Source organism: Sphingomonas sp. (assembly GCF_040398505.1).
In the GTDB taxonomy this organism is placed as follows: domain Bacteria; phylum Pseudomonadota; class Alphaproteobacteria; order Sphingomonadales; family Sphingomonadaceae; genus Sphingomonas.
Genome location: NZ_JBBATX010000022.1, coordinates 23400 through 29546, shown reverse-complemented (window position 1 = coordinate 29546; position 6147 = coordinate 23400). Strand labels below are relative to the sequence as shown.

The window sequence follows — 6147 nt, the reverse complement described above, 5'->3', positions numbered from 1 at the left end:
ATGGTTGCATGACTCAAACCAAATAGCCTCCAGGAAACCCGGGACGGTTCAGTCATCCGCTCGGGCCGGATTCCGATGCGCTCTTGGTCAGATATGAATTCTGGGGGCTGGTGATCGACGCCGCGTGCCGCCCCGCCCGTTTGAGCGGGTCTTGAGAGGCGATATGCGAAAGCGTATGAGCGTTGCGAGGAGCACATCATGCAGTTGCTAGAACTCCCCTCGGGAATGGTGAGCCTGGAATATGCGGCCGACGAACAGCTCGAGGTTAGCACGCGACTTAAAACCGTCGCGGCTGTTTCCGTCACAAATCACGCCACCTATGCCGAAGTGAAGGTCGGGGATGAACCCTTCCTCCACATGTCAGATTGGGATGACCCCTGCCTGATTGCGCAAAGCGAGGCCGGCAACGCGATCCTTCGCCGCGTTTGCGCGATGGGCCTGCCCGATAGCGCAATCGCTGCGGAATAGACGAAAGCCCGCCAAGGCGGATTGACTCGCTTGCTGCACCGCGTCAAACCTATGCGGGTCGATGCAGGGTAGCTTGCATAGGCGCGCGCGGGAGAGCCCCCGGACTTGATCCGGGGCGCCGAAGGAGCAACCGCCCCGGAATCTCTCAGGCCACCGGACCGCGCGGGCTATCGACACTCTGGAAAGCGCACCCGCTCGCTGAGCGGGGGCCACCGAAGGGGTAAGCCCGTAGCCGTCAGGCACCGGGTCAAAGCTCTCAGGTTCCCGTGACAGAGGGGGCGGCGATGCAGCCACGCGAATCGCGTGATGCCGCGCCGTGAACCTCGCCACGGAAGGCCTTTATATGAGCGATACGGACACTCCCGACGAGATCGCCACCGAGGCCCTGCCGCTCGACGCGTGGCATCGCGCGCGGGGCGGACGCATGGTCGAGTTCGCGGGCTATCACATGCCAGTCCAGTATGAAGGCATCATGGCCGAGCATCTGTGGGTGCGCGAATCGGCTGGGCTGTTCGACGTAAGCCATATGGGCCAGCTCGTTTTCCGTGCCGAGGGCAGCGCCGATCTCGTCGCTGCGCTTGAGGCCTTGTTGCCCGCCGATATTGCCGGGCTGGGCGAGGGCAAGCAGCGTTACTCGCTCCTGCTCGCCGAGGACGGTGGCATTCTCGACGATTTGATGGTGACGCGATTGCCCACAACGAGCCCCTTCGCAGACGCTGCCGAGGATGTCGTGGCAGAGCCGGTCGGCTGGTCGCCGCTCGATAATGACGCGCCCGATCCCGACAGCCCGCTCTTCTACATGGTCGTCAACGGCGCGACCAAGATCGACGATATCGCGCATCTGCTCGAATTTCTGCCCGACGGCATTGCGATCAACCATCTGGAGGATCAGGCCTTGCTGGCGCTGCAGGGGCCGAAAGCGATCGATGCGATGGCGCGGCTGGTCCCCGGGGTGAGCGATCTGGTGTTCATGACGGCGGGCGCGTTCGATTGGAACGGCGTGCCGCTGTGGATCAGCCGCTCGGGCTATACCGGTGAGGACGGGTTCGAGATTTCGGTTCCCGCCGAGCAGGTCGAAGCGCTCGCCGATGCCCTCACCGCAGAGCCAGAGGTCAAGCCGATCGGCCTTGGCGCGCGCGATTCGTTGCGGCTGGAGGCGGGGCTGCCGCTGTACGGGCATGACCTCGATCCCGCGACGACGCCAGTGCAGGCCGATCTGGGTTTCGCGTTGTCGAAGCGTCGCCGTGAGGCGGGTGATTTTATGGGTGCGACGCGCATCCTCGCCGAGCGCGCGGCGGGTGCCGCAACCAAGCGCGTGGGGCTGCTGATCGAGGGTCGCCAGCCCGTCCGCGAGGGCGCCGCAGTCGTCGACTCCGCCGGTGGCGAAATCGGCCGCGTGACCAGCGGCGGCTTTGCACCGAGTGTCGGCGCGGCGATCGCGATGGCCTATGTGCCGACCGCACTCGCCACCCCCGGCACCACGATCCAGCTTTCGCAACGCGGCAAGGTCCATCACGCGACCGTTACCGCAATGCCCTTCATTCCCCACCGCTACGTTCGCGCAGGAGGCAAGTGATATGAGCCGTTATTTCACCGAGGATCATGAATGGGTCGATGTCGATGGCGACATCGGCACCGTCGGCATTTCCGAATATGCGCAAGAGCAGCTCGGCGACATCGTGTTCGTCGACGTGCCCGATGAGGGCAAAGAGTTGACCAAGGGCGACGAAGCCGCGGTGGTCGAGTCGGTCAAGGCCGCGTCGGACGTCTATTCGCCGGTGTCGGGCACCGTGATCGAGGCCAATGTGGCGCTCGGCGATACGCCTGGGCTGGTCAATGAAGACCCCGAAGGCGACGGCTGGTTCTACAAGCTGACGCTCTCCGATCCGGACGAGCTGAGCGAGTTGATGGACGAGATCGCATACCAGGCGTTCGTCGCGAAGCTGTGAGATCCTCCCCTCCCTGGAAGGGAGGGGTCGGGGGTGGGTCGGCCCGAGTGGTGCCGCAACGCCAGCCCCATACCAACCCACCCCCAGCCCCTCCCTTCCAGGGAGGGGAGAGGAATGTGTCATGCGTTACCTACCCCTGACTCAGCCCGACCGCGATGCCATGCTTGGCGTGATCGGTGTCGCGACGATCGATGATCTGTTCGTCGACGTGCCCGAAGCCGCGCGACTTAACGGGCCGATCCATGGTTTGCCGATGCACGCCAGCGAAATGGCGGTTGAGCGGCACATGTCGGCGCTCGCGCGCAAGAACCTCACGGCGGGGGAAGCGCCTTTCTTCCTTGGCTGTGGCGCGTACAAGCATCATGTGCCGGCCTCGGTGGATCATCTGATCCAGCGCGGCGAATTCCTCACCGCTTACACGCCGTACCAGCCCGAAATCGCGCAGGGTACGCTGCAAATGCTGTTCGAGTTCCAGACGCAAGTTGCGCGGCTGCTCGGCACCGATGTGGCGAACGCGTCGATGTATGACGGCTCGACCGCGTGCTGGGAAGCGATCGGGATGGCGCGACGCATCACCAAGCGCGGCAAGGCGATCCTGTCGTCGGGGCTGCACCCGCATTATGTTTCGGTCGCCAAAACGATGGCGAAGTTCACCGGCGATGCGCTGGAGACATCGGTCCCGACGCTCGGGCCGGAGACGGATCTCGACGCGCTGATCGCCGCGATCGATGCGGACACGTCGTGCGTGGTGGTGCAATATTCCGACATTCTCGGCCGCATCGCCGACCTCAAGCCGCTGGCCGATGCGTGCCACGCGCACAAGGCGCTGCTGATCGCCGTGGTGACCGAGCCGGTCGCGCTCGGCGCGATCAAATCGCCGGGCGAGATGGATGCCGATATCGTGGTGGGCGAGGGGCAGTCGCTCGGCGTCGGGCTGCAGTTCGGCGGGCCTTATGTCGGCCTGTTCGGGTGTAAGGAGAAATATGTCCGCCAGATGCCGGGTCGGCTGTGTGGCGAGACGCTCGATGCCGATGGGCGGCGCGGTTTCGTGCTGACGCTCAGCACGCGCGAACAGCATATCCGCCGCGAGAAGGCGACGTCGAACATCTGCACCAACTCGGGCCTGTGCGCGCTGGCTTTCTCGATCCACATGACGTTGCTCGGCGAAGCGGGCTTGCGCAAGCTGGCGGCGGTCAACCATGCCGGGGCAGTTGCGGCGGCCGAGCGGCTGGCGCAGGTGCCCGGGGTCGAACTGGTCACGCCGACCTTCTTCAACGAATTCACGCTGAAACTGCCGGTCGAGGCGCGCCCGGTCGTGCGGACGTTGGCCGATCGCGGCATTCTTGCCGGCGTATCGCTCGGGCGGCTTTATCCGGGTGTCGGTGCCCTCGCGAACGGCCTCGTCGTTGCGGTGACCGAGACGACGTCAGCGGAGGATGTCGAAACGCTGGCGTCCGCGCTTCAGGAGATTCTGGCATGAGCATCAACGCAAGTGGATGGCGCCCCGAAGCGCCGATTTCCGGCGGCGCAAAGTCTATCGGGGCCTCCCCGACGACGACTGGCAACAAGGCGCTGATGCTGGAAGAGGCGCTGATCTTCGAGATTGGCGACAGCACCACGACGGGGGTGGATTTCGAGTCTTCTCCCTCTCTCCGCTCGCGGGGAGAGGGCCGGGGAGAGGGGGCGTCCGCTTCGGGCGTTGCGCTCGATAACCCGGCACTGCCCCTCTCCCCGCAAGCGGGGAGAGGGAGACTCGGCACCCTCGCCCGCACCGCGCCGATCGGTCTGCCGGGTCTGTCCGAGCCCGAGACGGTGCGCCATTACACCCGCCTGTCGCGTCAGAATTACGGGATCGATCTCGGCTTTTTCCCGCTCGGATCGTGCACGATGAAGCACAATCCGCGGCTCAACGAGAAGATGGCGCGGCTGCCCGGTTTTGCCAACATTCACCCGCTTCAGCCGGTCGATACCGTGCAAGGTGCGCTCGGCGTGATCAACGAACTGGCGACCTGGCTGATCACGCTGACCGGCATGTACGGCGTGGCAATGACGCCGAAAGCCGGCGCGCATGGCGAGCTGTGCGGGATGCTCTGCATCAAGGCGGCGCTGGAGGCGCGCGGCGAGGGGCATCGCAAGATCGTGCTCGTGCCCGAAAGCGCGCATGGCACCAACCCGGCGACTGCCGCCTTTGCGGGGTATACGGTCGAGGATATTCCCGCCACTGCCGAGGGCCGCGTCGATACCGCGGCGTTGCTGGCGCGGCTCGGCCCCGATGTTGCGGCGGTGATGATCACCAACCCTAACACCTGCGGCTTGTTCGAGCGTGACATGAAGGTGATCTCCGACGCGGTCCATGCGGCGGGCGGGTTCGTTTATTGCGACGGCGCCAATTTCAACGCGATCGTCGGGCGCGTTCGGCCGGGTGATCTCGGTATCGATGCGATGCATATCAATTTGCACAAGACCTTCTCCACCCCGCATGGCGGCGGCGGGCCGGGTTCGGGGCCGGTGGTGCTGTCGGAGGCGCTGGCACCGTTCGGGCCGTTGCCGTTCACGGCGCGGATGGCGGACGGGCATCTTCAGCTCATCGAAGAGGAAACCGCAGGCGACGAGCATCCGCACAGCTTCGGCCGGATGTGCGCCTTCCACGGCCAGATGGGCATGTTCACGCGCGCGCTGACCTATATCCTCAGCCACGGCGCGGATGGCTTGCGGCAGGTCGCGGAGGATGCGGTGCTCAACGCCAATTACATCCTGCGCAGCCTCGATACGACGCTTGAGGCACCGTTTGGCGCGTCGGGGCCGTGCATGCACGAGGCGTTGTTCTCGGATAATGGCCTGGCGGAGGGCTTCTCGACGATCGATGTCGCCAAGGGCCTGATCGACGAGGGTTTCCACCCGATGACGATGTATTTTCCGCTGGTCGTCCACGGCGCGATGCTGATCGAGCCGACCGAAACCGAATCCAAGGCAGCACTCGACCAGTTTATCGTCGCGTTGCGTTCGGTCGCCGAGCGCGCGAAAGCGGGCGATGTCAGCCTGAAATCCGCGCCACACTTCGCGCCGCGCAGCCGGCTCGACGAAACGCTGGCGGCGCGCAAGCCGGTGTTGGTGTGGAAGGACCCGGAACTGGCGCAAGCCGCGGAATGATCGCCGCTTGATCCCCGGTGCTGCAGCGCGGTAAAGCAGTACCGGGGTCAGGGGGGAATTGGATATGCGCGAACAGATTGCTCAACCGCACGGGTGGTTGCAGATCCTCCTCCCGCTGGTGATCTTCGGCGTGATCATGGCGATCCGCGCACCACGGCTGATGCGGTTGCGGCCGCTTAACATCGATCGGCTGTGGATTGTCCCGGCGATCTATTGCGGCGTGGTCGCGCTGATTTTTGTTCAGCGTCCACCAAGCGTTACGGGCTGGGGCATCGCCGCGCTCGGGCTGCTGGCTGGTGCCGCGCTCGGCTGGCAACGCGGCAAGACGATGCGAATCGAGCATGATCTGGCGACGGGCCAGCTGATGCAGAAGGGATCGATCTGGGCGATCGTGTTCATCGCGGTGCTGTTCGCGCTCAAGACGATTTCGCAGAATGAGGGCAGCGCGCTGCACCTCGATGTCACCTTGCTGATCGACGGGCTTGCGGCCTTGTCGCTCGGCGTGTTCAGCGCGCAGCGGCTCGAAATGTATTTGCGCGCGACTCGCCTGATGAAATCCGCGCAAGTCTGATCGGTGGCG

At 64.8% G+C, this 6147-nt stretch carries 6 protein-coding genes and 1 riboswitch; all 6 genes read left to right on the top strand.

Annotation, left to right across the window (positions count from 1 at the left end; all coding sequences use genetic code 11):
- The first annotated feature begins 198 nt into the window (after positions 1 to 198).
- The 6 genes from ABWP09_RS05005 to ABWP09_RS04980 all read left to right on the top strand — a co-directional run bounded on the left by ABWP09_RS05005 (position 199) and on the right by ABWP09_RS04980 (position 6138).
- Positions 199 to 468, top strand: a complete 270-nt coding sequence (locus ABWP09_RS05005) for a hypothetical protein (RefSeq protein ID WP_353204045.1) — start codon at positions 199 to 201, stop codon at positions 466 to 468.
- 78 nt (positions 469 to 546) lie between these two features.
- Positions 547 to 639: riboswitch (glycine riboswitch) on the top strand.
- A gap of 172 nt (positions 640 to 811) precedes the next feature.
- Positions 812 to 2044 carry a glycine cleavage system aminomethyltransferase GcvT gene (gene gcvT, locus ABWP09_RS05000; protein WP_353204044.1) on the top strand — a complete coding sequence of 411 codons (1233 nt, stop codon included), beginning with the start codon at positions 812 to 814 and terminating at the stop codon, positions 2042 to 2044.
- A 1-nt stretch (position 2045) separates the two neighbouring features.
- Entirely contained in the window at positions 2046 to 2417 is a 372-nt protein-coding gene (gcvH, locus tag ABWP09_RS04995; RefSeq protein ID WP_353204043.1) for a glycine cleavage system protein GcvH, read from the top strand.
- A gap of 121 nt (positions 2418 to 2538) precedes the next feature.
- Positions 2539 to 3897, top strand: coding sequence for an aminomethyl-transferring glycine dehydrogenase subunit GcvPA (gene gcvPA / locus ABWP09_RS04990; protein WP_353204042.1), 1359 nt, complete (start codon positions 2539 to 2541; stop codon positions 3895 to 3897).
- Positions 3894 to 5567, top strand: coding sequence for an aminomethyl-transferring glycine dehydrogenase subunit GcvPB (gene gcvPB, locus ABWP09_RS04985; RefSeq protein ID WP_353204041.1), 1674 nt, complete (start codon positions 3894 to 3896; stop codon positions 5565 to 5567). Before gcvPA ends, gcvPB begins: the two co-directional genes overlap by 4 nt.
- A 64-nt stretch (positions 5568 to 5631) precedes the next feature.
- On the top strand, positions 5632 to 6138 hold the full coding sequence (locus ABWP09_RS04980; RefSeq protein WP_353204040.1) for a CcdC protein domain-containing protein: 507 nt from the start codon (positions 5632 to 5634) through the stop codon (positions 6136 to 6138).
- The last annotated feature ends 9 nt before the right edge of the window (positions 6139 to 6147 follow it).

Bases quoted from the DNA above. Each gene is read 5' to 3' on its own strand.
- ABWP09_RS05005 (WP_353204045.1), top strand. From the start codon at position 199: ATGCAGTTGCTAGAACTCCCCTCGGGAATGGTGAGCCTGGAATATGCG.
- gcvT (WP_353204044.1), top strand. From the start codon at position 812: ATGAGCGATACGGACACTCCCGACGAGATCGCCACCGAGGCCCTGCCG.
- gcvH (WP_353204043.1), top strand. From the start codon at position 2,046: ATGAGCCGTTATTTCACCGAGGATCATGAATGGGTCGATGTCGATGGC.
- gcvPA (WP_353204042.1), top strand. From the start codon at position 2,539: ATGCGTTACCTACCCCTGACTCAGCCCGACCGCGATGCCATGCTTGGC.
- gcvPB (WP_353204041.1), top strand. From the start codon at position 3,894: ATGAGCATCAACGCAAGTGGATGGCGCCCCGAAGCGCCGATTTCCGGC.
- ABWP09_RS04980 (WP_353204040.1), top strand. From the start codon at position 5,632: ATGCGCGAACAGATTGCTCAACCGCACGGGTGGTTGCAGATCCTCCTC.